Origin of the sequence: Pedobacter cryoconitis (assembly GCF_014207135.1) — a bacterium.
Lineage (GTDB): Bacteria > Bacteroidota > Bacteroidia > Sphingobacteriales > Sphingobacteriaceae > Pedobacter > Pedobacter cryoconitis_D.
Genome location: NZ_JACHCC010000013.1, coordinates 1 through 26037, shown reverse-complemented (window position 1 = coordinate 26037; position 26037 = coordinate 1). Strand labels below are relative to the sequence as shown.

General features: G+C 40.5%; 25 protein-coding genes and 2 tRNA genes. 7 read left to right on the top strand and 20 right to left on the bottom strand.

Annotated elements, in window-relative coordinates; translation table 11 throughout:
* Positions 1-20 precede the first annotated feature (20 nt).
* The 5 genes from HDF25_RS21715 to HDF25_RS21695 form a co-directional block, all read right to left on the bottom strand.
* A complete protein-coding gene (locus HDF25_RS21715) occupies positions 21-659 on the bottom strand; it encodes an MBL fold metallo-hydrolase (protein WP_184628507.1) in 639 nt (212 codons plus the stop codon).
* Between the two features lie 12 nt (positions 660-671).
* On the bottom strand, positions 672-1256 hold the full coding sequence (gene gldD, locus HDF25_RS21710; RefSeq protein WP_184628506.1) for a gliding motility lipoprotein GldD: 585 nt from the start codon (positions 1254-1256) through the stop codon (positions 672-674).
* Positions 1257-1267: 11 nt separating this feature from the next.
* Positions 1268-2011 (bottom strand): shikimate dehydrogenase family protein, encoded by a 744-nt coding sequence (locus HDF25_RS21705; protein WP_184628505.1) that lies wholly within the window; start codon positions 2009-2011, stop codon positions 1268-1270.
* Between the two features lie 27 nt (positions 2012-2038).
* Positions 2039-2806: a phosphosulfolactate synthase gene (locus HDF25_RS21700; protein ID WP_184628504.1), complete on the bottom strand. Its 768-nt coding sequence runs from the start codon at positions 2804-2806 to the stop codon at positions 2039-2041.
* 181 nt (positions 2807-2987) lie between these two features.
* Positions 2988-4391, bottom strand: coding sequence for a tetratricopeptide repeat protein (locus HDF25_RS21695; protein ID WP_184628503.1), 1404 nt, complete (start codon positions 4389-4391; stop codon positions 2988-2990).
* A 377-nt stretch (positions 4392-4768) separates the two neighbouring features.
* Between HDF25_RS21695 and HDF25_RS21690 the strand changes: the two genes are divergently transcribed.
* Both HDF25_RS21690 and HDF25_RS21685 read left to right on the top strand, forming a co-directional pair.
* Positions 4769-6295, top strand: a complete 1527-nt coding sequence (locus tag HDF25_RS21690; protein ID WP_184628502.1) for an aldehyde dehydrogenase family protein — start codon at positions 4769-4771, stop codon at positions 6293-6295.
* A gap of 9 nt (positions 6296-6304) precedes the next feature.
* Positions 6305-7501 carry an alginate lyase family protein gene (locus HDF25_RS21685; protein ID WP_184628501.1) on the top strand — a complete coding sequence of 399 codons (1197 nt, stop codon included), beginning with the start codon at positions 6305-6307 and terminating at the stop codon, positions 7499-7501.
* 63 nt (positions 7502-7564) lie between these two features.
* On the opposite strand, the gene HDF25_RS21680 is transcribed toward HDF25_RS21685, so the two are convergent.
* A complete protein-coding gene (locus HDF25_RS21680; protein WP_184628500.1) occupies positions 7565-8197 on the bottom strand; it encodes a GIN domain-containing protein in 633 nt (210 codons plus the stop codon).
* Positions 8198-8519: 322 nt separating this feature from the next.
* Between HDF25_RS21680 and HDF25_RS21675 the strand changes: the two genes are divergently transcribed.
* Positions 8520-11417, top strand: a complete 2898-nt coding sequence (locus HDF25_RS21675; RefSeq protein ID WP_184628499.1) for a DEAD/DEAH box helicase — start codon at positions 8520-8522, stop codon at positions 11415-11417.
* Here the strand turns inward: HDF25_RS21675 and aat are convergent.
* On the bottom strand, positions 11414-12046 hold the full coding sequence (gene aat / locus HDF25_RS21670) for a leucyl/phenylalanyl-tRNA--protein transferase (RefSeq protein WP_184628498.1): 633 nt from the start codon (positions 12044-12046) through the stop codon (positions 11414-11416). The genes HDF25_RS21675 and aat overlap by 4 nt on opposite strands.
* 70 nt (positions 12047-12116) lie before the next feature.
* Between aat and HDF25_RS21665 the strand changes: the two genes are divergently transcribed.
* Both HDF25_RS21665 and HDF25_RS21660 read left to right on the top strand, forming a co-directional pair.
* Positions 12117-13544 (top strand): DUF1800 family protein, encoded by a 1428-nt coding sequence (locus HDF25_RS21665; RefSeq protein WP_184628497.1) that lies wholly within the window; start codon positions 12117-12119, stop codon positions 13542-13544.
* An 11-nt stretch (positions 13545-13555) separates the two neighbouring features.
* A complete protein-coding gene (locus HDF25_RS21660; RefSeq protein WP_184628496.1) occupies positions 13556-14755 on the top strand; it encodes a DUF1501 domain-containing protein in 1200 nt (399 codons plus the stop codon).
* Here the strand turns inward: HDF25_RS21660 and HDF25_RS21655 are convergent.
* Positions 14752-15729, bottom strand: a complete 978-nt coding sequence (locus HDF25_RS21655; protein WP_184628495.1) for an App1 family protein — start codon at positions 15727-15729, stop codon at positions 14752-14754. The two genes, HDF25_RS21660 and HDF25_RS21655, sit on opposite strands and share 4 nt — an antisense overlap.
* A 41-nt stretch (positions 15730-15770) precedes the next feature.
* On the opposite strand from HDF25_RS21655, the gene HDF25_RS21650 reads away from it, so the two are divergent.
* Positions 15771-16634 (top strand): diacylglycerol/lipid kinase family protein, encoded by an 864-nt coding sequence (locus HDF25_RS21650; protein WP_184628494.1) that lies wholly within the window; start codon positions 15771-15773, stop codon positions 16632-16634.
* On the opposite strand, the gene HDF25_RS21645 is transcribed toward HDF25_RS21650, so the two are convergent.
* The 12 genes from HDF25_RS21645 to HDF25_RS21590 all read right to left on the bottom strand — a co-directional run bounded on the left by HDF25_RS21645 (position 16606) and on the right by HDF25_RS21590 (position 25132).
* Positions 16606-17019: a hypothetical protein gene (locus HDF25_RS21645; RefSeq protein ID WP_184628493.1), complete on the bottom strand. Its 414-nt coding sequence runs from the start codon at positions 17017-17019 to the stop codon at positions 16606-16608. The two genes, HDF25_RS21650 and HDF25_RS21645, sit on opposite strands and share 29 nt — an antisense overlap.
* Positions 17020-17670: an energy transducer TonB gene (locus HDF25_RS21640; protein WP_184628492.1), complete on the bottom strand. Its 651-nt coding sequence runs from the start codon at positions 17668-17670 to the stop codon at positions 17020-17022.
* Between the two features lie 16 nt (positions 17671-17686).
* A complete protein-coding gene (locus tag HDF25_RS21635) occupies positions 17687-18388 on the bottom strand; it encodes a peptidoglycan DD-metalloendopeptidase family protein (RefSeq protein ID WP_184628491.1) in 702 nt (233 codons plus the stop codon).
* A gap of 6 nt (positions 18389-18394) precedes the next feature.
* Complete coding sequence (gene rbfA / locus HDF25_RS21630) at positions 18395-18784, bottom strand: 30S ribosome-binding factor RbfA (protein ID WP_184628490.1); 390 nt, start codon at positions 18782-18784, stop codon at positions 18395-18397.
* Positions 18785-18802: 18 nt separating this feature from the next.
* Positions 18803-19996 (bottom strand): GTPase HflX, encoded by a 1194-nt coding sequence (hflX, locus tag HDF25_RS21625; protein WP_184628489.1) that lies wholly within the window; start codon positions 19994-19996, stop codon positions 18803-18805.
* Positions 19997-20018: 22 nt separating this feature from the next.
* On the bottom strand, positions 20019-20810 hold the full coding sequence (gene trpC, locus HDF25_RS21620; protein ID WP_184628488.1) for an indole-3-glycerol phosphate synthase TrpC: 792 nt from the start codon (positions 20808-20810) through the stop codon (positions 20019-20021).
* Between the two features lie 10 nt (positions 20811-20820).
* Entirely contained in the window at positions 20821-21393 is a 573-nt protein-coding gene (locus HDF25_RS21615; protein ID WP_184628487.1) for an anthranilate synthase component II, read from the bottom strand.
* 9 nt (positions 21394-21402) lie between these two features.
* Positions 21403-22815, bottom strand: a complete 1413-nt coding sequence (locus HDF25_RS21610; RefSeq protein WP_184628486.1) for an anthranilate synthase component I family protein — start codon at positions 22813-22815, stop codon at positions 21403-21405.
* 213 nt (positions 22816-23028) lie between these two features.
* A complete protein-coding gene (locus HDF25_RS21605) occupies positions 23029-23475 on the bottom strand; it encodes a cytochrome B (RefSeq protein WP_221450993.1) in 447 nt (148 codons plus the stop codon).
* Between the two features lie 117 nt (positions 23476-23592).
* Positions 23593-24579, bottom strand: coding sequence for a phosphatidylinositol-specific phospholipase C (locus HDF25_RS21600; RefSeq protein ID WP_184628485.1), 987 nt, complete (start codon positions 24577-24579; stop codon positions 23593-23595).
* 273 nt (positions 24580-24852) lie between these two features.
* Positions 24853-24998, bottom strand: a tRNA-Asp gene (locus HDF25_RS21595).
* A gap of 23 nt (positions 24999-25021) precedes the next feature.
* Positions 25022-25132: transfer RNA gene (locus HDF25_RS21590), tRNA-Asp, on the bottom strand.
* Between the two features lie 154 nt (positions 25133-25286).
* Between HDF25_RS21590 and HDF25_RS21585 the strand changes: the two genes are divergently transcribed.
* Positions 25287-25763 carry an Lrp/AsnC ligand binding domain-containing protein gene (locus HDF25_RS21585; protein WP_184628484.1) on the top strand — a complete coding sequence of 159 codons (477 nt, stop codon included), beginning with the start codon at positions 25287-25289 and terminating at the stop codon, positions 25761-25763.
* Positions 25764-26037: the final 274 nt, after the last annotated feature.

Here is a 26037-nt window from a genome sequence, read left to right as displayed (position 1 = left end):
TTGGTCAAATATACAGGTACTTATTTTAAAAAAGGATTGTTTCGTTTTTCAAACCCGATTGTAGTCAGATGACCGTGACCAGGATAAACTTTAACGTTCTCAGGTAAAACAAAAAGTTTTTCCCTGATATTTTCCAGGAGCAGTTCATGATTTCCACCCGGCAGATCTGTGCGGCCAATAGAAGAATAGAATAAAACGTCTCCGCCAACTATAAATTCATCAGCCTTTGCATAGAAACACAAATGTGCAGGAGAATGCCCGGGCGCAAAAATCAGCTCCAGTTCACTATTTCCGAATTTTACTGTACCTGTTTCTTCCAGAAAGACTTCCGGTTCTGGCGAAAGTTCATAGTTTAAGCCCATTTGAGGTGCATAACCCGGAACCGCCTGAAGGATATATAATTCTCCCTGATGAAACTGTGGCTTTAGACCCCAGGTATCAAAAACAAACTTATTGCCAAAAACATGATCCAGATGGCAGTGCGTATTCAGCAGCAATACAGGCTTCAGCTTTGTTTCTTTAATCCAGCTGGCCAGCGTATTCTGCTCTTCACCATCATACATTCCCGGATCAATAATTACACACTCCCCTGTCTCATCATATAAAACGTAGGTATTTTCGTGGTATGGATTGAAGGTAAACTGTTTAAGCGTAATCATCTAAATTTATAATTAATTTTTCCACCTGAAAGAATCAATCATACGATCAATATCTTTCTTTATAAAACTCACAACGGGTGCAATAGAGTCATATTGCGGCCGCTCATTAAAATATAAAGCTCCCCTGAAATAATGCTTTGCACTATCTGTCAGAAAAAACTGCACTGACGAAGCTGTATTCCCTTCAATAGCATAATATATCCCGTAAACTTTCCTGTCCGGGAAACTGATCAGTTTCTGGTCTATGGCATTGGCCTTCACTGTATGTTTAAAAGCCAGCGTACGGGCATCTTCTACTAAACCTTCATATTCCTTTCTGGAAGAAACATCATAATAAGTCAAATGAAGACGCGCATTAAACTGAGGAAAATGAAGATTGTTCCAGCAAGGGCCCGAACCACGTTCCTGATCAGGTTCTATTTTAGCATAGCTGGGATAATCAAATGTAAACGGGCAGCCTTCATTGTAAGTCTGGTATTCCTTTTTCGGAAAATTAATCTGAAAATAGCCCCTTGGCTTTGGTACATAACTCTCGTTCGTACAAGCCGCAGCACAACCCAATAAAAGGAACACACTGTACAATAAATATTGTCTCATTTCATTTTAAACTAGGAATTCCAGATAAACCAGGACCGTTCTGCCTGCAATTGCAACATTTCAAATCCATTTTTAACCGCAGCCCCCTGTAATTTTGCTCTTTTCAGGAATTCCGTTTCCTCCGGATTATAAACCAGATCATAGGCAAGATGCTGATCGGTGATCCATTGATAAGGCAGGTCCGGGGCCTCTGTAACCGCAGGGAAAGTCCCTAAAGGTGTCGTATTAATAATTACCTGGTGCTTCATGATCAGTTCTTCTGTAAGATCCTTATACAGGATCCCGTCTCCGGCAGCCGTCCTCACTACAGACAGGTAAGTTATATTTAATTTATCCAGCACATATTTCACCGCTTTGGCCGCTCCTCCGTCACCCAGGATTAAAGCATGGGTATGGTGGTTTTTCAGGTACGGTTTAATCGACTCTTCAAAACCATAGGCATCAGTATTGTAACCTTTGAGCCAGGTTTTCCCGTTCTTTTGCTGAATATCAATACAGTTTACTGCCCCTATCTGCTGAGCGGCATCATCCAGCTCGTCCAGAAAAGTCATGACATTTACTTTATGAGGAATAGTCACATTCAATCCCCGCAGAGAATGATCAGCTGCGATCAGTTCAGTAAGCGCATTGACCTTTTCCATAGGGAACAATTCATAGCGATGTGCAATGATTCCCTCCTGCTCAAACTTCTCTGTAAAGAATTTCTTTGAGAAAGAATGTGAAAGCGGGTAACCAATTAGTCCGAATGTCCTCATGATAAATGCTTGCTGAACAGATAAAGGTTATTTACTTAAGTTAAGGAAGTGATCAAACGTATCTCCCCTTAACCCTAAACGAATGGTTTCCAATGGAATAACCTCTGCCGGAGCAATATTACCCAGATTTACATTGCTGCCAATCAATTTGATAAACCAAACCTGTTGTTCTTTCTGAGGAGCTTCCCAGATAATTGTTTCCTGAGGTATTTGTGTCAGAATTTCATCAACCAGTCCTTCACGAACCTCTCCCGATCCTCTGTATATACCTACATTTCCGCCTTCTCTTGCTTCTGCAATTACTTTCCAGGAGCCGGCTTCAATTTCAGCATTCATCAGTTTAATCCATTTATAGGGCGCAAATATCTTTGTAGCATCCTTAGACCCTACTTCCGAGATTACCGTAACATGTTTAGCTAATTTATGAATGTATTCACATTTTAAATCATGTTCAATCTCAATAGAGCCATCCGAAACTTCTGCGTATTCCATACCAAATTGCTCCAGTACACGAATATAGTCTTCAAACTGGTTACGGATAATAAATGCTTCAAACAAGGTACCGCCAAAATAAGTCGGTATACCTGCACTACGATAAATATTTAGTTTTTCTTTTAATCTGGGTGTAACGAATGAGGTCGCCCAGCCTAATTTCACGATATCCGAATGGACGCCTGCAACATCAATAAAGTCTTCTGTCTGTCTCAAACTGAGTCCTTTATCCATCACCATAGTTATACCGCTCTGGCGTGGTTTTACTGGACGTTCCGGAATATTATTTAATGGGTAATTCATATCTGCTGTAAAGGTGAAAAAAATAAGGCTATTTGTATAAATTTATTTTTAATGTTAATGAAGCCATCAAATGATGGAATTCCCCCAAAAACAAAGAAGCTAATATTCAGACTGTAACAATCTGCTCTGGGAGGCAAACCATTTACAGCCTGAATATCAGCTTCAAAATTTTATAGGTCTTCTACTTAATATATCTGTTAATAACTTCGATAATCGCATTGTTGTCTTGTAGTTGCGGCAAATATTCAAACAGGATATAATGTTTATCCGGATCGGTTACTAAAGCCGTTTCCAGGTAAACCAAAGCTTCTTTGTTCTGCCCAAGGGCAAACAAATACGCAACCTGTCTATAATATAACTCCGCCGCATCAGGATTATTTTTGATCCCGTCAGAAATAGTTTCCGAAGCTTCCAGTAATCTGCCCTGTTCGTAAAGTACGGTCGAGAAGTCCAGCCAGGCTTCAATGTCCAGCGGATTGTATTCCAACACTTTGAAATACGCCTCTACCGATTGTTCGATCTGACCCAGCTTATAGTACGCATCTGCCATTGCAAACCAGAAATCAGGGTTTTCCCCGTCCAGTTCAATTGCTTTTTTATAGAAATGAAGAGATTCAAAGAAACGCTCTTCAAAATTCAGTGTAACGCCAATCCCAAACCATGCATCCGCAAGTTTAGGGTCCATTTTCACAGATTTTTTATAATAAGCACGTGCTTCGTCCATGCGTTCCAGCTTTTCGTAACACTCTCCTATTGCACAATAAGTATCCGCATTCGGCTGCTCATATTCCCAGGTTTGTTTATACACTTCAATCGCTTCCGCATAACGGTCAAGCTGTACCAGTGCGTTTCCTTTATTATAATAGGCCGAAGCAAAATTATCCTTAATCAGGATCGCATAATCATACGCATCGATCGCTTTCTCAAAAAGATCAAGTTTATGATATGAATTTGCCAGGTTATACCATGCGGCATAAGAATAAGGATCGTTATCTATGTATTCCTGGTAAAACTGAATACTCTCTTCCTGCTTGTCCAGAATATCATAACAGAAGGCCAGTTCATATAAACCGTCTTTATTTTCCATATTCTGCTCCAGACTCAGCTTGATATACTTAATCGCACTTTCGTAGTCCAGCATATTCTGATAGACGTAAGCTATCTGCAACAGGATTTCGTCGGTCGTCTCGGCAAAAGTCAATGCCAGCTGAAAATTATCCAAAGCTTCGGCGTAACGCTCCAGGCTATTGTATATATTTCCGCGGAGTACATAAATTTCCGATTCAGAAGCCTCCAGCATTTCCGCCTTTTGCAAAGAGAAAAATGCTTTGTCGATCTGGTCTGTGATAAAAAACAGTTGTGCCTGTTTAATTAAAAATACTGCGGCGTAGGGGTGCTGGTTTAGGGCATATTCTATCACCTGGAGTGCCTTTACAGGGTCACTCTTTTCTATATAGTAGTCAATGATGTTTTCAAAAGCCTGGGCATCAAAAAAATACTGATCCTGGTTCCTTATCATCTCTTCGTACCGTTCTACCGAACGCTGCGCATCATCACTAAAATCAAAGTAAAATTCCTCTTCCATTGTATCGAATAATTAAAGAACAGATCCCTTTTTTCTAAAATACAGTATAAGTTTACAGTATTATGCAGCATGGAACCGAAATAATTATCAACATACAAACAACTTTTGTCGTAATTCATTGATAGTATTAAATTTAGCGGTAAAATTTGCCGGTCAGCATATGCAGCATTGGTTCATTGCTGTCTGGGATTTTCCTTTAATTGGTACAAAGTAACGCAACTTAATTTTAATCTGCGTAAGATTCAGGTCAAGAAATCGGCTTCGCCTTTTTTAAACCCTTTCGGTTTTTTTTTGTTGATTTGTATAAGAGGCTGTTTAAAATTATTTAATCTGATAAAGCGACCTCTTATACAGATCAATAAAAAATACAGATTCATATGAATTCAGTTTTAAAAAATTTGGGCATCCTGGAGTTAAATCCAGCCTACAGTACCGGAAATAGCTGGGGCGGGAAAACCAATGCAGCCACTATAGACAGCTACTCTCCTGTTGACGGCCAGAAAATAGCAGCTGTAAAGGTTGCAGACAAAGAGGATTATGAAACTGTATTGGCCCAGGCAAAAGAAGCATTAATTTTCTGGCGTAGTCAGCCTGCTCCTAAACGTGGTGATATTGTCCGCCAGCTGGGTGACGCCCTGCGAACACATAAACAAGATCTGGGCACACTCGTTTCTTATGAAATGGGTAAAAGCTTACAGGAAGGCTTAGGTGAAGTACAGGAAATGATCGATATATGTGATTTTGCTGTTGGTTTGTCCCGCCAGTTATATGGCCTGACCATGCATTCTGAAAGACCAAATCACCGCATGTACGAGCAATGGCACCCACTGGGAATTGTAGGTATCATTTCGGCATTTAACTTTCCGGTAGCCGTATGGAGCTGGAATGCAGCACTGGCTTTGGTTTGCGGTAATGTCTGCATCTGGAAGCCATCTTCCAAAACACCACTTTGTGCGGTAGCCTGTCAGCACATTCTGGCTAAAGTACTTCAGGCAAATGATATGCCCGAAGGGATCAGCTCTCTGCTCATCGGTAATGCCGTAGGTGATCTGATTAATAATGACCCCAGAATTCCTTTGGTTTCTTTTACAGGGTCTACCCGTATTGGAAGAAAAGTCTCGGCAGCTGTGGCGACAAGATTTGGAAAAACTATCCTGGAATTAGGCGGTAATAACGCGATCATTATTTCTAAAGATGCAGACCTGGATATGTCTATCATCGGTGCTGTATTCGGTGCTGTTGGTACTGCAGGCCAGCGTTGTACTTCGACCAGACGTCTGATTATCCACGAAGATATTTATAAAGAATTTACCGGCAAACTGGTTAAAGCTTATGGCCAGCTGAGAATTGGTGATCCATTAGACCAGCATAATCATGTTGGTCCCCTGATTGATCAGGCTGCCGTTGAAATGTATACCAAAGCCATTGAAAAAGGCAAAAAAGAAGGTGCTAAATTCGTAGTGGAAGGCGGCACACTGAGTGGTGATCAATACAAGTCAGGTTGTTATGTCAAACCTTGCGTAGCCGAGGTGGAGAATCACTTTGAAATTGTACAGGAAGAAACCTTTGCCCCTATTTTGTACCTGATCAAATATAAAACACTCGATGAAGCTATTGCACTTCAGAATGGTGTTCCACAAGGGTTATCATCAGCGATCATGACCCTGAACCTGAGAGAAGCAGAATTATTCCTGTCTTGCTCGGGATCGGACTGTGGAATTGCCAATGTAAATATTGGTACTTCCGGAGCAGAAATTGGCGGTGCATTTGGCGGAGAAAAAGAAACTGGTGGCGGTCGCGAAAGCGGATCAGATGCCTGGAAAGGATATATGCGGAGACAGACCAATACGATTAATTACTCCAATACTCTTCCATTGGCACAGGGGATAAAATTCGATCTATAAACATCCGAAATGAAGAAAAACCTTTTTTACATCACACTTGCGCTTTTATATAGCCAATTTTCTTTTGCACAGGCACCAAAAGTATTTTTAATCAATGCTGACCTGATTAAAGCAAAGAAAGAAGCTTATCAGCGAAAAGATAAGCAAGTAAGTAACCAGGTAGATCAGGTTATCCGCTCAGCAGATCGTTTGCTTACCGCAAACCCAAGATCTGTGATGGACAAAACATCAACTCCACCAAGCGGATCAAAACATGATTATATGAGTCTGGCAACCTATTTCTGGCCTGACCCTTCTAAACCTGATGGAACACCTTACATCAGAAAAGATGGTGAACGCAATCCTGATATCAAAAGGATAACCGATGCTACCTATCTGCATGGACTGACTGATCAGTGTAAATTTTTATCCCTCGCTTATTATTTTACTGGTCAGGAAAAATATGCTTTAAAGGCCAGTGAATTACTAAATATCTGGTTCATTGCACCTGAAACAAAAATGAACCCCAACCTTAATTACGCACAAGCTATAACAGGCGTAAACGATGGCAGAGGTATTGGTATTATTGAAAGTCGTTCATTAATTCAACTGGCCGACTGGATAGGCCTCCTTGCTAATTCAAAAGCACTTTCTGCGCAACAAACCGAAGGTCTTAAAACCTGGTACAAACAGTACCTCGACTGGATGTTAAACAGTAAAAACGGCAAAGATGAACATCGATCCAAAAACAATCATGGTACAATTTATGACGCTCAGATAGCCTCATTTGCTTTATTTACTGACAATAAAGAACTGGCAAAAAAGACAATAACAGAAAGCCTTCAAAGAATAACAATACAAATTACACCCGAAGGAAAACAACCTCTTGAACTCGCCAGGACGAAAGCTTATAGCTATAGTACCATGAACCTGAATGATGGCTGGTTTGACCTTGCCTTACTGGGGGGACACGCAGGCATTGATGTCTGGAACTATCATACTTCAGACGGAAAAAGTATCCGCAAAGCACTGGACTGGTTAATCCCATATGGCATGGGAGAAAAAGCGAAAGACTATAAACAGATCACTCCATATGATACCAATGAGCTCTACAGATTGCTGACACTTGCGGGTACAGCCTACAAAAACCCAGCTTATTTCAAACAAGCTGCAGCTATCCCAAAAGATAAAGATACTCCGTTAACCGACCTGCTTTATAAGCCATAAAAAAAGAGGGCAGCTTCACCACTGTCCCCTCTTTTATTTATAATAGAAGCGCACCTGACGCGATTATTTTTTCAAAGTATCAACATTCATTTTTTTATGCTTCATGCCATCCGTATTCATAGCCAGTCTTGACGATCCAGGCAGGTTCTCTGTATTCACGGCTGCAAACTTAGCTGTATTCAACATTCCGTTACCTGAATTTTTGATGTAATGATCTACCGTTGAACCCAGCAACTGTAATTTTGACTGACCATCCATCTGTGTGTACAGGCCCTCTGTATCAGCTTTAATAAAAGCCACTGCATTATCCTTTAGAATCACTTGAAGAAACTTTAAATTAAACTTCCCGATAGTTGTAATATTTGCCTTATCTGATGCCTCAATCCGGTATATATCTTTAACATAAACAGTAACAGACACGGGATTCTTTTCTGACGAACTGATATTTAAAATATTCCCGTTCTGTTTGATCTTTACTTTACTCATGTTGTCTTCATCCAGCGATACCCATTCCCTCTGGCTTTGCACCAGACGAACCTGGACATTCCCCTTTATTACCACCCTTTTAATATCAGGATTGGCAGATTCTTTTCCCAGCGTGATTATTCTTTCAGCAGCTGTGGAAGTAATTACGGTGGCTGTCAAAAGGATGGCAGTCATAACTAATGTCAGTACTGTTTTTAATGAGGTTTTCATGTCTTTAAGTTTTAATTTTTTTCGTAAACTATTGTTTTTAAATAGTTTACAATTAAGACGCAATCTCCTATGTTACGTTGCACGTAATTCCGTCTTTTATACCACTCACCGATCACATCCGACAAACGCCCATAATTTTACGACCAACAGGCACAAAAAAACACTTCCGAAAACAGAAATAATCGGAACCCTGATTAAAAAGAATAAAACCTGAATAGTTTTTATAGAATAAAACCTAAATCTTTTTGGCAGCGATTCAAATTTGATGTATGTTTAAAGATTTTCTAAGCTTAAACTCCTTTCTTTTTTAATTATTTGGCTCATGTTACGTGTAGATAGCTCTAAACCTTGTAAAATTGTATATTCGTTGTGTAAACATGAATATTTAGGCTATCTGATCGAACCTCATATTGTTCAGTTAAACCCCCAGGGCGACTTTTCTTTAACCTATCAGCGACTTTTTAGTCATACTGCCAAAGAATTTACCCGGCATTTATCCGATTCTGATTTAAAAATCATTAAAATACTGGATGAAACCGAACAAGATCATGTCATTAAGAAATATCATAAGAAAGCAATCCGGCCTTTTGAATTTTTCAGTAAATTCTATGATGAGAAATTTTACGAAAGCGTCCGTCCAAAGATTGAGAAAAAACTAGCCGAAGTTCTTGAAATCCTTAAAATCAAAGATGAATTATACCTGATGGATAAGGACGGCTGGCCGGCCGAACGCAAAATCGAACTAGCCACAGAGCCGGCAACCATCCTATTTCATTTCCGTAGAAACGAGATAGAAACGCGCTACTTTCCAACCATTAAATACCAGTCCCTACGGATTGATTTTATGTTTAAAGATGCCCAGATTGTTAGTAATCAACCTGCCTGGTTGTTACTGAATGATGTTCTGTATTTCTTTGAGCAGGATATCGAAGGTAAAAAACTGATCCCATTTTTAAATAAACGCTATATCACTATTCCGACTGCTAAAGAAGCAACCTACTTTGATAAGTTTGTTGCCCCGCTGATCGAGAAATACCATGTCTACGCCGAAGGGTTTGATATTCTGACCGAAAAACATGAACCCACCGCTATCCTGAAAGTAATTTACATTGAAGGAGGAATTTCCCAGCTTCAGCTGTACTTCAAATACGGAGAGCACGTTTTTGCTTTAGGTAATGAGAAAAAGGTAACCGTCCATGTCAAAAAAGAAGATAATAATTACATATTCACCCGGGTTAAAAGAGATACCATCTGGGAGAAAAATAAATATGCCGAACTACTGAAACTCGGGCTTAAAAAAGCGAGTGCTATTTTTTACAACCTTGAACTGGCCAGCCCACCTGAAGGTGAAGATAAGACCTATGCCCTTTTAAACTGGGTCAACGAACATGTAGAACAGTTAAAAGACAATGGTTACAGTATAGAACAATCAACCGGACATAAAAAATTCCTTTTCGCATCCAGCAAAATTGATTTTGAGATCCAGGAAGACAATGACTGGTTTGATATTAATGCGATTGTTTATTTCGGTCAGCATCCTATCCCGTTTATTTCTTTAAAACAGCATATTCTACATAAGAAAAGAGAATTTACCCTTCCAGACGGTACCATAGCTATTATTCCCGAAAAGTGGTTTTCACAATACGGAAGTCTGTTCAGTCTGTCAGATGGTGGAAAATCCCTTAAACTCAAAAAACACCATATTGGCCTGATCAATGACCTCGCCAGCGATGGAATTGCCAATATTACCCTTCAGCGCAAATTACAGAAACTGAATGATTTTGAGAACATTGCTGATACCCAGATGCCTGTTCATTTCAAAGGCGAGCTGAGAAGTTATCAGAAAGCGGGTTATAACTGGTTCAGTTTCCTGCGTGAGTACAACTTTGGCGGCTGTTTAGCCGATGATATGGGTCTAGGTAAAACTATTCAGACGCTGGCCATGCTTCAGAAGCTCAAAGAAGAAGATGAGCAGAACCAGACACATAGTACTTCGCTGATCATTATGCCAACCTCATTAATTTATAACTGGCTGGCTGAAGCAAAGAAATTTACCCCAAAACTAAAAATCCTTGCCCATACTGGCAGTACCCGGAATAAAGATGTCAGCCATTTTATCAAATACGATGTTGTAATCACAACCTATGGGATCACCCGGGTTGATGTCAACGAAATACAAAGTTTCTATTTCAACTATATCATCCTCGATGAAAGTCAGAATATTAAGAATCCTTCATCCAAGTCCTTTAAATCTGTCCGGTTATTAAAATCAAGACACAGACTGATCCTGAGCGGTACACCCGTAGAAAATTCTGTAAGTGATTTATGGACACAACTGACCTTCCTGAATCCAGGTTTGCTGGGTACCCAGGCCTTTTTTAATGAAGAATATGTACAGGCCATTGAGAAACGAAAGGATGAAGAAAAAGCCCGGAAACTACAAGCTATTATCAAGCCTTTTGTACTCCGGAGAACTAAAGAACAGGTAGCCGAAGAACTACCGGCAAAAACTGAGCAGGTCATTTACTGTGACATGAGCGAAGACCAGGCAACCTACTATGAAAAAACAAAATCAGCTTATAGAAATGATTTGCTCAGCAGTATGGACGATGGGACTTATGCTAAGAAACAAGTACAGCTTCTGCAAGGTTTAACTGCCCTGCGTCAGCTGGCCAATCACCCTAAAATGATCGACGATACTTACCATTCGGACTCAGGTAAATTTGAGAACGTAGTTCATACCCTCGATAATGTATTAAAAGGTGGTCATAAGGTCCTTATATTTTCACAGTTCGTTAAACACCTCAGTATTTTCAGAGCTCATTTTGAAAAAGAACAGATTCCCTTTACCTATCTGGATGGCTCTACTAAAAACCGTGGAGAGATTGTTGCCGAATTCCAGGAAAACAAAGAGCTTAAAGTCTTTCTGATTTCCATCAAAGCCGGTGGAGTAGGTTTAAACCTCACCCAGGCAGATTATGTTTTCATCCTCGATCCCTGGTGGAACCCAGCAGTTGAACAACAGGCAATTGACAGGTCACACCGTATTGGTCAGGAAAAGAAAGTGTTTATTTATAAGTTTATTGCCAAAGACACTGTCGAGGAAAAAATCCTGGCTTTGCAGAACCGCAAAAAACGTCTGGCCAGTTCGCTGATTACCACAGAAGAAAGTTTCTTCAAATCCCTCAGCAAAGAAGATATCCGGGAAATACTGAATTAAGCCTGCAAAATGAGCATATAGTCCTCCCGCGAGATCATTTCTGCACCCAGGCTCAATAGGTGGTCATTGGGTACCTGGCAATCAATCAGCCGGTATCCACCTTCGCGGCATAACCAGATCAGCGCTGTCTTGGAAGCATTGCTTCTGAAGCTGAACATACTTTCGCCTACAAATACACCATTGACGACCATTCCATATAAACCTCCGCACAGTTCTCCATTATACCAGACTTCGACACTGTGCGCCCATCCATGACGGTGAAGATTGATATAGGCATACTGCATAGCTGTCGTAATCCAGGTACCATCCTGCTCCTTTCTGGGAATCTTTGCACAACAAGTGATCACATCAGAAAAAGCCTCATTCATCGTGACCGTATAAGTCCCGTCCGAGATTACTTTTCGCATACTCTTACTGACTTTAACCTTTTGAGGAAAGATGACACAACGTTCCGGCGGAGCAAACCAGCAAATTGGATCACCTTCACTAAACCAGGGGAAAATTCCGTGCTGATAGGCAAGCACTAACCTGTCTTTACTCAGATCACCCCCGATAGCAAGTAAACCATCTTCTTCTGCTAATGAAGGGTTTGGAAAAACCAACTCTCCTTCCGGTAACTGAAATATCATATACAAAAATATAAATTTTTAAACCTAAACGTTTTACATAAGTCATAAAGAGAGTAAACCAGCAGAGCTCATGGATAGAAAAGATAATTTCGCCAATATCAAACACCTGTACAACCGGGCCGGATTCGGGATTGCTTATCCCGATTTATTGCAGCTCAGTAAAAGAAGATTGAGTAAAGCAGTCGATAAATTGCTGGACATCCCACATCAGGGACCAGATCTCCTGACCGTTTCTGCCGATGAATTCAAACAGCAACAGCTTGTCCTCGCTGGTCTGAATGGCAAAAAAGATCTTAGTCCTGAAGAGAAACAACAGCGCGAAGATATTACCAAAGCCCGTAATGAGAAAAGCCGAGACCTGAACCTCGACTGGGTGCAGCGTATGATCGCTACACAAAATCCATTGCTAGAGAAAATGACCCTATTCTGGCACGGGCATTTTGCCTGCAGGGCCAATAATCCGTTCTACTCTCAGCAACTCAATAATATCCAGCGAAACAACGCACTGGGAAATTTTAAGACCTTGCTCATGGAGGTTTCCAAATCTCCGGCAATGCTCGACTATCTGAACAATCAGCAAAATAAAAAAGGTCATCCCAATGAGAATTTTTCCAGGGAACTGATGGAGCTTTTCACCCTTGGCAGAGGTAATTATACAGAAACTGATATTAAAGAAGCTGCCCGTTCCTTCACAGGATGGGCCTATAATAAAAACGGGGATTTCGAATTTAACCCCAAAGTCCATGACGAGAAGGCCAAAACCTTTTTTGGTCAGACCGGTACGTTTGACGGAGAAGCCATTATCGACCTGATTTTACAAAAACCTGAAACAGCAAATTTTATCTGTCGCAAGATTTACATCTTTTTTGTCAATGACACTCCCGATGAAACCCATGTAAAAGAACTTGCAGCTCATTTCTATGAACAGAAATATGATATCTCTGCTTTAATGAAGAGATTATTTAATGCCGACTGGTTTTATGGGAAGGAGAATACCGGAAACAAGATCAAATCGCCGGTGGAATTCCTGGTTAACCTGAGCAGAGAATTTTACGTGACTTATAATAAACCTCAGATCCTGATCCAGCTGCAAACCAGTCTTGGTCAGTATTTATTCAATCCCCCCAATGTCGCTGGCTGGCCGGGTGGAAAAAGCTGGATAGACAGTTCATCCCTGATGCTCCGGTTAAAGATCCCTTCTCTGGTTTTGAATGATGGTATTCTGGATTTTAACGGAAAAGCCGACCCCGAAGAAGAAGCTGTAATCGCCCTTAATAAAAAGCAAAAACCCAGACCGGTAAAATCCTATGTCAATGCACAGGCCGACTGGTCTAAATTTCTATCCTGTTTTCCAAAAGACATGAAACAGACCGAACTGGCTTCCTTTCTGCTCGAACCCACGCTAGGAAAAAAGGTCAGTGATATTATCATTTCAAATGTTAACCTGAAGAACACGGCCATTGCTGTAACCAGTATGCCTGAATATCAATTATGCTAGCCTAAACAAAAATGGAAAGAAGAGATTTTCTAAGAAATGCAGCCTTTGCAGCGGCAGGTACATTGATTGTGCCGGCCTTTATGAAGCCCTTTGAAGCCCTGGCACTGGAAGAACTGAGTTTGTATAAAAACCTGGTCGTTGTTCAGCTCTCAGGAGGTAATGACGGTCTGAATACCGTGGTGCCTTTTGGAAATGATATTTATTATCAGATGAGAAAAGGGATAGCCGTTAAACCAGATGAAGTGATTAAACTCAATGACATGCAGGGCCTGAACCCAAATCTGAACTGTCTGCGTGAGCTTTATGACCAGGGTTGGATGTCTGTGATCAATGATGTAGGTTATCCTAACCCTGACCGGTCCCATTTCCGGTCTATGGATATCTGGCAGACTGCAAGTGATGCCAATCAGTATCTTTCCACTGGCTGGATAGGCCGTTACCTGGATTCAAACTGCCAGACCTGCAAATTCCCCTATACCGCAATTGAGGTAGATGACAGCCTTTCTCTGGCGATGAAGGGCAAGAGTAAAAAAGGGATAGCCTTAAAAGATCCGGCAGCGCTTTACCGCAATACAAACGAACCTTTTTTCAGGGAAATGATCAAAAGCGATAAAGATCACCTGGATGAAGAAAATCTTGGTTATCTCTACAAAACAATGATTGAAACTTCATCTTCTGCCGATTATATTCAGAATACTTCAAAAATTTATCAACCTAATTATACCTATCCTAATACCGGCTTTTCCAACCAGCTGAAGACTGTATCCAGGTTTATCTGTTCCGGCTTAAAAACAAGGGTGTACTATGTTTCTTTAAGTGGTTTTGACACTCATGTTAACCAGGTTAATCAGCAAGGCCGTCTGTTGCAGCAATATGCCGAAGGAATAAATGCATTTGTCAAAGACCTTCATCAGAACAATAAGCTGGATGATACCCTGGTGATTACCTTTTCTGAATTTGGAAGACGTGTAGCACAGAATGCAAGCAATGGTACCGACCATGGCACAGCGAATAACATGTTCCTGTTTGGTGGGCGCCTGAAAAAACAAGGCATCTATAATGCTGCACCCGACCTGGCGAATCTTGATAACGGAGATCTTAAATATCAGATCGATTTCAGGGAGGTCTATGGCACCATACTCGACAAATGGCTTGACGTCAATAACGCCCAGGTTTTGAACAAACGTTTCAACACCCTCGACTTTATTTAAATACTGATCAAACCGATTTGAGCAGAGTGCCTCATCGCCTCCTTACTGTCCGTAAAAAAACAAGTATGGATGTGCTGAGCCTCTACTTTCGCTAAGCTGTCCAGCGTTGTCTTTTGATTTTCATGCCGGACATTCCTGATATAGACAGCCTCTATACTCTTTGGATACTTTATAGCTATAGCCGAATAGATCTCAGGATCCTGCTGTGAATTATCCCCGAAAAGTATAAATCTCTGATTCGGGAAGGCATCTATAATCCGCATAACCCGGATCAGTTTCCCTTCATGGCCTGTTTTTCCGGTTTTCAACAAGTTCTTCCACCTTTTGATCTGATTTAATAAAAATACACCTTCCGGCAGCTTATTAAACCTGAAAACACTGACCAGATAATCATATAAATTCCATTCACTGCTGGAAACATAAAAAAACGGATTAGGATGTGCAGTATCTGTATGAGATAACGCGAGTAAATTGTAATGAGAAACTACGCTGGGAAAAGTCTTTCGGGTGTGCGGGTTTTTAATAAACAACTCTCTCAGCCTTTTCATCATTGATGCCGAATGAGAAAGCATAATCGTATCATCAACATCCGAAATAAAGCCGAACTGGGTAATATGAGGGACATAAACCTGACCAGTACTCCAGCCGATGACAACTCCCTGATCATCCAGGGCCTCCACCCTGACCTGGTGCCATCCTGCACTGACCTCTTTTTCTGCTTCCCATTCAAATTTAAAAAATCCATCATACTCAGCGTTCTGGTCTACGACCTGATCGTAAAAACTAAGCCTGACTTTAGCCCAGGGATACGGCTTTAAAATGAACAGCCTGATCAGGTAAAGCAAATTTACAAAAAGGTTATTGCTATAGCTCTGGACATTCTTTGCACGGAATCTGAAAACATGCCCGTATACAACAAGATTGTGTTTATGTCCATAGCCATGATATATTTTTACACTTGCAGAATTATTCATTATATCACAAACAACCAGGCCCCTGCACTGTTTGATTTATAATGAAACTACTTTTTATAATCAACCCTGGTTCGGGAAATGATAATCTGGATTATAAAACTGTGATTGCAGATTTCTTTAAATCCTATGACCATCTCTTTGAGTTTTACGAATTACAGGAAGACTTCAGCTCTGCCCAGGTTAAAACAGTCATTGATTCCTCAAAGGCAGACCGTGTGATTGCAGTTGGCGGAGACGGTACACTCAAACTGGTTGCCAATGCCTTAAAAGGCACAAAAACGCCTATTGGGATTATTCCTGCCGGATCGGCTAATGGTATGGCTAAAGAGTTGGGTATACCCCTTCAGCTTAACGAAGCACTGGAACTGACTATAACAGGGTTGCCTAAGGAAATTCATGTGATATCGGTTAACGACGAATTATGTATTCACTTATCGGATATCGGATTTAATGCTTACATCGTTAAAAAATTCGATAACCTTCCCCAAAGAGGAATGTGGGGTTACGCAAAAGCTGCCTGTCAGGCCCTCCTTTCACGCTACCTGATGGATGTTGAATTTAATATCGGTGAAGAAATAATCCGCTCCAAAGCAGCAATGGTAGTTATAGCCAATGCGACCAGCTACGGCACAGGGGTAAAAATCAATCCGGAAGGTAAGCTGGATGATGACGTTTTTGAGATCATCCTGATCAAAAAATATTCTTTTCTTGAAATCTTTAAAATCCGTTTCACCAATCAGCCTTTCAATCCAAAAAAAATCGAATTATTTCACACTAAAAATCTACAGATCAAAACCAGGCACAAAGTCCATTTTCAGGTAGACGGGGAATATATAGGCAAAGTCAATGCGGTGGAAGCACATCTATTACCAGCAGCTATAACGGTTCTGGTGAGGCCTGTCTGAAATATTTCCGGTGCGCCTGAAGAACATAGTAACCCCTGAAAAATTCGGCAATAATACAGACACGGAACAGGATGCCAAACCATTTGTCCCCCTGATGGAATAATTCGGGCAGAAAAGTGATAAAACCGACAGAAAACACCCATAGCACAAGCCGGAACGGAAACTGAATATAATTGGTAATTATCCCATATTTTCTGAACCTGAATAACCCATAGGCAGAAATAAACAGTGAAATATAGATCAGTAAGGTAAAAACAACCCTGGCTACTGAAAATGCCTCATGTGGAATTTCCTGATACTTACTCAGTACAGACCAGATCTGGGGACTCATAGAAACAATGCTGATCAGATCGAGCAAAGCAAATAACTTGAATAAAAGACGCATCTACTTACAATATATAACAAGGAGTTCATCCGCTAGTGATGAGCCCATATTTTTGACAAAAAGGAAATCTTCACAGGCACCCTGTTTATCCTTTTGTTTTAATTTTTTCTTACCCGCTTCAATTCTCCGCTGAAGGTACTCATCATCATAACCTAATTCTTTCTTCATGGCATTGATTCTGGCTTCCTCAGCCTCGCTATACTTCCCTTCGGCCTTATTCCTGTAAAAATTTATGATCACGTCTGTCAGGGCATTATCTGCCTGATAAGCGGCAATCGATTTTCTGACATCCGTAATACTGACATTATTACAATCATCCCCGCTGACCTTAAAATTGACCGGTGCAATCAACACATAAGTGGTGTCATATCCTGGTGGCACCTGCCATTGCCCACTACTCAGCCTGATCAGTCGTAAAGCTTCCTGATCCAGATCTATTCCTGGTCCGTTGGTCACCTTCGACGTATAAACCTCCCCAAGCAGGTTAACCTTAAAGCTGATATTGACCTTTCCCTGGATACAGTGTTTCAGAGAGAATTCGGGGTAAACCAGATTCTCCTGAATAAAAGTCTCCAGCCCATTTTTAATGACGGGTTGTGCTTTGACAGAAAATACTAAAAACAACAGAAAAGCCGCAAGAATTTTCTTCATCCCCTAATTTACGAAATTATTTTATGGGAAAGGTATAGTTCAGGATCAGTCCCGGATCTGGACAATTAGCCAGGTAAACAGCCCGGTTAGAAAACTGGCAGACACCTGGGTAATCTCCATTTTTACCCTGCATATCAAACATCAGCTGAAAATGAAGATGGGGTGGCCAGTTACCGTTTTCTTCAGGGATCCCAAAGGTGGCAAAACGTTCGCCCGTGGCAATAGGCTGTCCTACCTTTAAATCTGCAATTGAAGCCAGGCTCAGGTGACCATACAAGCCATACAAAACCAGTCCGTCAAGCTGATACTTGAGAATTATAGTCCCTCCGTAATCACCAAAATGATTATTGTTGCTGAAACTATGTACTTCAGCTTCAAAAAAATTATATACAGGCGTACCTGCAGGGCCCCAGATATCCACACCAAGATGTAATCTTCTCGGTTCTTCTAGAGTATCAAAGTGGATACTCCTTGAATAAATGGTCCGGTGTTCATTATAACCGCCAATGCCATAACGGGCACCGGCGTCTTTAAGTTTTTGTGTAGTCCAGGAAGTGAAAGCCGAAGTATCCCTCAGCACCTCATCAGTCAGCTCGAGGTTAGCAGCCGTAAAATCAAAAGGAAAAAGATGGTCAGCAGAAGGATTAAAATCTACCACCCTGCTGATCTTTTGCTGATGGTTAATTAACCATCCCTTCAACTTTTCCAAAGATTCCATCAGCAATTAGTCCGCTGTTTCATCTTCTTCTTCACCCTGTTCTTTACGTTCTCTGGAAATCTTATCAAAGATTTTATCCATATGCTCTACATAGGTATTCGTGTCATCCAGGAAAAATGTCAGTGAAGGCACTACCCTAACCTGGTGACGGATACGTGAGCCCAGTTTATATCTGATTTCTCCCGCATGAGAATTGACAGTTGCAATGGATAATGCGGTATTGTTTGTGCTTAAAAAACTCAGATAAACTTTAGCTACTGCTAAATCCGGAGATACGCGGACCTTAGTAATCGTAACCAGTGTATTAGGTAAGTACTCTGCCCCTTCCCGTTGAAATATTGTCGCTAATTCCTCTTGTAGTACACCAGCAAATTTCTGTTGACGTTTACTTTCCATGATTTTGTAATCTTTTATTTAGTATAATAATTTGTCATAAGGATACCTTATCGTATGAAGCGCAACAACCTTATCGTATAACAGTTGTTTAAACTCTTCCAGGTTTTCCTTATGTAGTGCAGAGATAAATAATGCTGGTGCATTATGCTGCGCCATCCAGCTTTTCTTAAACTCTTCCAGTGTTAAAGTCGCATTTTCCTCTTCATTCATCTCATCAGATTCCGGATGAACATAAGCATCAATCTTATTAAACACCATGATCGTTTCCTTATCCCTGGCACCCAGATCCTTTAATGTTTCATTCACTACATTAATCTGATCTTCAAAGCTCGTATGAGAAACATCGACCACATGAATTAAAATGTCCGCCTCCCTGACCTCATCGAGTGTCGATTTAAAACATTCTACAAGATGGTGAGGAAGTTTACGGATAAATCCAACCGTATCAGATAACAGGAATGGCAGGTTATCGATCACGACCTTCCGGACTGTGGTGTCCAGGGTAGCAAACAATTTGTTTTCCGCAAATACTTCCGATTTGGAAAGCATATTCATGATCGTAGACTTTCCTACGTTCGTATAGCCTACCAGGGCAACCCTGATCAGTTCATTGCGGTTTTTACGCTGCGTCTCATTCTGTTTATCAATGAGCTTCAATCGCCCCTTTAAAAGGGAAATTTTCTCTAGGATCATCCTTCTGTCACTCTCAATCTGGGTTTCCCCTGGTCCACGCATACCAATACCACCCTTCTGGCGCTCCAAGTGAGTCCAAAGGCGTGTTAATCTTGGTAATAAATATTGCAGCTGGGCCAGTTCGACCTGAGTTTTTGCCTGCGAGGTCTGAGCTCTTCCAGCAAAAATATCGAGGATAAGATTACTCCTGTCCAGGATTTTGACTTCCAGTTCACGTTCTATATTACGTAATTGCGAAGGAGATAGTTCATCGTCAAAAACGACCATATCAATCTCTTCCGATTTCACGTAGGCTCTTATTTCTTCCAGTTTCCCTGTACCTACGAAGGTAGCGCGGTCTGGTTTTAACATTTTTTGTGTAAATATGTTATCCACCGTTCCACCCGCCGTATCTACAAGAAACGCCAGTTCGTCTAAATATTCTTTTGTTTCCTCCGGTTTTTCTCCCGGTCTGATCACCCCTACCAGGACAGCCCGTTCCTGTTTAAGCGCGGTATCATAAGTTTTCGCTTTTCCCATGTAAAGTACAAAGATACAAAAGTTATACCGAGATCATCTCCTCTACAAAGCGATGCATTGCGGTTCCCGGATCTTCGGTCTTCATAAAATTTTCACCAATCAGAAAACCGTTAAATCCAGCCCTCTTTAGCTGATTAATTATTTTCGGATCACTGATCGCGCTCTCCGAAATTTTCAGAAATTCTTTCGGGATCTCTTCTGCCAGATCGAAAGAAGTCTGAATATTGACAGTAAAATCTGCCAGATTACGATTATTAACCCCCACAGCATCTATATAAGGATTAATACTACGCTGTAATTCTTCGAGATTATGCACTTCCAGCAAGACATTCAGTCCAAGGTTTTTTGACAATCTGCCAAAATTAATTAACTGAGCTGGTGTAAGAATAGCCGCAATCAACAAGATAATATCTGCCCCTGATGCCTTGGCCTCAATAAGCTGGTATTCATCTATCATGAAATCTTTCCGTAACAAAGGAACATTGTTCACAGCCCTTGCTTCCAGCAGATCATCCAGATGTCCACCAAAGAAATCCGAATCTGTCAGTACAGAGATTGCTGAAGCTCCAGCTGCTGCATAGCCATTGGTTACTTCCTTAACAGTCGAATGGGCATTGATAATTCCCTTTGACGGGGAACGGCGTTTAAACTCAGCAATTATGCCTGTACGGTCAGGTGCAAGTATAAATTCTTTCAGTGAATAGGGTTCTCTATGAAAATAAACACCTGCTTCCAGTTCTTTAACAGAGACCCGTTTTTTAGCCTGTTCAACTTCCGCTGTTTTTCTGAGTACGATTTGATCTAAAATATTCATTGAATCTGTTTTAATTTTCCAACCAGTTCTTCATCATTTCTTTACCATATTCGGTCAGCACACTTTCAGGATGAAACTGCACACCTCTTACATCGTAGTCAACATGTCTGAGTGCCATAATTTCATGACCGGCATCAGTGGCCGTAACCTGAAGACAAGAAGGTAAGCCTTCCTGGCTCACTACCCATGAATGATACCGGCCGACGTTAATAATTTCAGGGCACCCTTTAAACAATAATTCTTCTTTATCAATTACGTTTATCGGTGTAGCAATCCCATGCATAGGCCTACCCAGGTTTAAAAGCTGACCTCCGAATGCTTCTGCAATAGCCTGCTGTCCCAGACAAATCCCCAGGATACTTTTCCCTGAAGCATAAGTTCTGATCACATCCAGTAATAAACCAGCCTCCGATGGTACACCAGGACCAGGAGATAACAAAATCTTATCAAAATCAGCTACCTGGTCAAGTGTAAATTTATCATTTCTCCAAACTTCAGCTTCGCTGCCCAGCTCATTAATCAGATGCACTAAATTATAAGTAAAAGAGTCATAATTATCTATGACCAATATTTTCTTTTGCATGTTTCTAATTTAAATTTTATTAATCCCTTTGGCCATTTCCATTGCCTTACGTAAGGCAGCAATTTTATTATTCACCTCATTCATCTCATTAACAGCGATGGAATCGGCTACAATTCCTGCTCCCGCTCTATAGTGAAGCTGGTTATTTTTACTCATAAACGTACGGATCATGATTGCATGGTTAAATTCTCCGCCAAATCCCATATATCCTATTGCTCCTGCATAGAAATTGCGGGCCAGGCCTTCGTATTCATCGATCAACTGCATCGCTTTATATTTTGGCGCTCCACTTAATGTTCCCGCAGGATAAGTATCTGCTACGACCTTAAAAGCAGAAACATCCGGCTGTAAATTCCCGCTTACCTTTGAGACCAGGTGGATAAGGTGCGAATAATACTGAACCTCTTTAAATGATTTAACCTCCACTCCCCTGCAATGTCTGCTCAGGTCATTTCTGGCCAGATCCACCAACATAACATGTTCTGCACTTTCTTTGGGGTCCTGTTCCAGCTTCCTGGCCAGTTCAGCGTCTTCTTCATCGTTTCCGGTACGCTTGAAAGTTCCGGCAATAGGGAAAATATTTGCAGTTCTGTCTTTGATGGTAATCTGTGCTTCTGGAGATGAACCAAAAAGCTTGAAGCTACCATAATCAAAATAGAAGAGATAAGGCGAAGGATTGATAGAGCGCAGACAGCGGTAAACATTAAATTCATCGCCCGAGAAGCCCTGGTTATATGCTCTGGAAGGAACAATCTGGAAAACATCTCCACGCAGGATATGTTTTTTCATTTTCTCCACGATATCCATGAAGCCCTGATCAGTCAGATTAGACTGCTCTTCACCTACAGTGTCAAAGCTATATTCAGGGAAATTCTTGTTCTGGATCAGGTATTCAATCTTTTCCAGGTCCTGGTCTTCCTCTCCGTCAAAACTATTCTTAAATAAGGTAACCTCATTTTTAAAATGATCAATAGCAATAATATAACGGTAGATATGATATTGCATCAATGGGATCTCTTCGCCTTTAGGTGATTCCGCTTTAAAACTGATGTCCTCAAAATACTGAACCGTATTCCAGGTAAAATAACCAAACAGGCCGGTAGAGATATAACGTTTTTCCGCTACAGGCTGTGCATCGAACCTGGCTTTAAAAGCTTCGATTTCTTCGGCCAGAACAAATTCCTTTTTTATTTCCTTTCCGCCATCAGGAAAATAGGTAGAAAGCTGTCCGTTCTGAAGCATGATTCCTGCGACAGGATCGGCGCAAACATAACTTACAGAATTCTCCCGGCTATGGTAGTCGGAACTCTCCAGTAAAAGTGTATTAGGAAACACATCCCTTAACCGCAGGTAAATGCTCACCGGCGTTGTTGTATCCGCCAGTCTCTTTTTATAAAGCGTATTGATTTTAATCTTTTCCATTATAAAATTGCTATAAAACAAAAAAACCCGACGTGTTGTACGTCGGGTTAATATTTGTGGTTTGGTTTAGGTTGATAAACTATAATGTACACAAAGCTGCGACGGGACTCTTTTCAGAACCATTACGCCATAGCCAAGTTTGTTTATTGTTAATCATGAGTAGCAAAAATAGAAATAAATCTTACAAACCAAAATTAAATCTCAAAAAAATTATTACATCCCAAACAAGTGACGGCTTGGATCGGCCTTAACCATTGCGAATATGGCTGCAATGATCAATAGCAATGCCATACCAAAATACAGCATAATTGACTTGTGTTTGGCCAGCGCGCCATCTGCCCGCTTAGATCTTGCGTTACCAACTGTAATTAAGATAATTGCAAAAATCATCATGCTGATGTGCTCCATTTTCCAGTAACGTTGTACAGCTACCGAACTATCACCTTTATACCAGTCGTGCATAAAATAGATAATCAATCCTAAAAGCAATTGAATATGTGCACTGATTAAAGTAAACACATTTAACTTCCGGCTCCCTTCGGTATATGGTTTTTTACCCACATATCCCATTAATGCATTAACAAAAGCAATCAATAATAAGATGATTACTAAATAACGCCATCCAGAGTGCGCACTCTTTAAGATTTCATAAATACCCATAACTGTTTTTTTTCTCAAAAATAAGAAATTAATCCTTGCCAGTAAAAATGGATACTCTTAATTGAAATTTATAATCATTATAAAAAAGCCCCGGCTTTATACCGGGGCTGTATCAGACTATAAAGCCGGACCGAAATTTGTCTCTACAATCACTTTAGAGATATCCTTGTTAATGAAATCCAAAGGAACCACACCATATTTTCCCACTTTATTAGCGGTGAAATAGTCTGTAACTTTAGGATTAATATAATTATTCACCGTTAAGATATCCGGAATTCCGAAAATAAGCGGTTTGTATCCACTTCCGTAACTGATATATAATCTGTTTGATGAATCGCTATGTGCATTATCCATTAAGGCTTTCATTTTAGTCCATTTAGCACTTACATCAGGAACTTTGTATTCATCCTCTATTTTCAGGTTTGCTGCTGCGTTATTAATTTCAAAAGTAGTATTGTCTGCCCATTGCGTAGCATCGATACCTTTAGCTTTAGTTGCGCCAAATCTTCTTAATAATTTAATTTTGCCACGTACGTCAGCCAATTTAGAAATGCCGGTACCCAGGTCCCATTTACCGGCATTTTCCTGAACATAGGCATCAAATGTATCTTCAAAACTTCTGGTATTTCCAGTAGGCGTGTATTCTTCCTTTACACTCATAATAATCGTTTCAGTAGGATTAGCTGTAAGGAAATCAGTACAAGCTTTCAAAACGTCCGTAAAATTCAGGTTCTGGTAAACCAGGTCATGATGAATGGCAAAAGTATTATTAATGTGTCTGCACCTGATGTCCAGAAATCTTGCTCCCGCAGTTAACTGATCAGCAATACTTAAGTTTTGACATTTGGCAGTACCGGTTACAGGTTCAATTCTTGCACCCGAATCGTGTGTACCTGGAATAGAAAGTTGTGCTAAATTGGTTGTGTCTGGCAGGAAGCTCATCCAGTTACTTAAAGTATAATTTTGCAGGGCAGTCTGCCTTGTCATCATACTTTCGGTTCTCATTGCAGGGGCGGTGTTGCCTGCAAATTCTTGTTTCTTACATGCCGAGAGTGCAAGGACTCCGAATGCCATTACGATAAAACGTAGATTTTTGTTAGCCATAATAAATTGTTTTTTCCGGTTAGATCATGACGCAACAGGATAAGAAGTTAATTTTTTATCGTTGTTACTTATACACGAATCTACATTGGAATTGTTAATTTATTATACGCAACGGATTAAGTTTAAACTGTTAAAAAATTAAATTTAAAACAACACAAAATCGCTTTAGCTTAATATTGTGTCAGACTAGATGAATGGAGATATCCTGAAAAAAGAAAAAGGGTAACCCGCCTCCGGATTACCCAATTAACTAACTTATTAAAATAAAAAAACTGGCTGTTGGGGAAGGAGTCGAACCTTCAAGGGGAAGTTAGCCGCAGTTCAAAAAATTAATTTGTGGTCAACCCATAAACTGTGTTTATCCCATGATCCCCACCACCGAGACAAGAAGGTGTGTCTGCCAATTTCACCACCCAACATTAAATAAAGAACCATCATTCTTTGGCTGTAGGGGAAGGAGTCGAACCTTCAAGGAGTGGTTAGCCTTTTCAGGTTTCCCAAATTCTCCACCACCGAGACAAGGAGGTGCGTCTGCCAGTTCCACCACCCTACAGAGTATAAGCAATTATTAAAATGAACGTTTTTTCCTTACTTGCTTGATACAAATGTAACAATACATCATATATGTTGCAAATATAATAATGATTTAATTTCATTATTACGATTATTATAATTAAATTAGATCTTCATTATAATTAATTGAAATCATGCTCAAAAAAGAAAGCCAAAATTTAGAAATTGATAACCTTGATATTGACATTTTAAAGCAATTGATGCAGGATGCGACTAAACCTTACACCGAAATCGCTAAAGATTTAATCGTTTCCGGGGGTACAATTCATGTACGGATGAAGAAACTACAGGAAATGGGTATTATAAAAGGATCACATTTGATTATCGATCCTCAGAAAGCAGGATATGATATCTGTGCATTCCTGGGCATATACCTCGAGAAAGGGATTCAGTATAAAGATGCCGTTGCCCAACTGAGCCGGATTAAGGAAGTAGTAGAATTACATTACACCACTGGCGCCTACAGTATGTTTGCCAAGATCATCTGTCGTGATACCAATCATCTGCGCCATGTATTGAATGAAGAGATTCAGGCCGTAGAAGGTATACAACGGACAGAAACTTTAATCTCATTGGAGGAAAGTATCAGAAGACAAATAGAGCTGGGCTAATAATCAAAATAAGAAGCTTTAAGCGATTCTAATGCTTAATCCACACATTCACCTTGCTGATGAACTCTTATGAGCATACAGGAGATCAAAATATCGATTCATTATTCCTTTTAAACGAAATAACCCCGGTCTGCGCTGAGCAGCCGGGGTTGTTTGGTTGTTGGTTTACAAAAAGGTTGTAAACAAGAAAAGCCTGTAGTCTCCTACAGGCTTTCTTTAAGATTTGGCACCGACCTACTCTCCCACGTGTTACCGCAGTACCATCGGCTCTGGT